The organism is Streptomyces lancefieldiae, from assembly GCF_031845825.1.
GTDB classification, from domain to species: domain Bacteria; phylum Actinomycetota; class Actinomycetes; order Streptomycetales; family Streptomycetaceae; genus Streptomyces; species Streptomyces lancefieldiae.
In genome coordinates this window covers 1-380 of the sequence record NZ_JAVRFH010000419.1, presented here as the reverse complement: position 1 = coordinate 380, position 380 = coordinate 1, and the positions used below count along the sequence as shown (strand labels likewise).

Annotated in this window: 1 protein-coding gene and 1 pseudogene; both read right to left on the bottom strand. The window is 70.8% G+C overall.

Going from position 1 to position 380, the window contains the following annotated elements; genetic code table 11:
- Nucleotides 1-189, bottom strand: a 189-nt coding sequence (locus tag RM812_RS42800; protein WP_311586529.1) for a DUF58 domain-containing protein, incomplete at its 3' end; no start/stop codon positions are given.
- A 7-nt stretch (nucleotides 190-196) separates the two neighbouring features.
- Nucleotides 197-380: pseudogene (locus RM812_RS42795) on the bottom strand (AAA family ATPase); the annotation flags it as partial.

Here is a 380-nt window from a genome sequence, read left to right as displayed (position 1 = left end):
GATCAGGGTGTGCCCAGAGCGTGCGGTGGCCTTCCAGTCGATGTCGCGGACATCGTCACCCGGGACGTAGGGGCGCAGCTCGTCGAATTCCAGGCTGCGGGTGTGGATCAGCGCGTACCGGCCGCCTTCGAGCAGCCCGCCGATGTCACGGCCGGCGTACGCCTTGGCGGAGTCCAGATATCTGCCCATCGAGGCCTCACGGCACCTGGACCGCGCGCAGCACCGCGTCGACGACGATGTCGGGGGTGATGCGGGCGGTGGCGGCCTCGAAGCCGAGGATCAGCCGGTGTCGCAGCACCCGGTGGGCCAACCGGGCGATGTCGTCGGGCACCACATGGTCGCGCCCGCGCAGCACAGCCAGAGCGCGCGCAGTCCGGCAC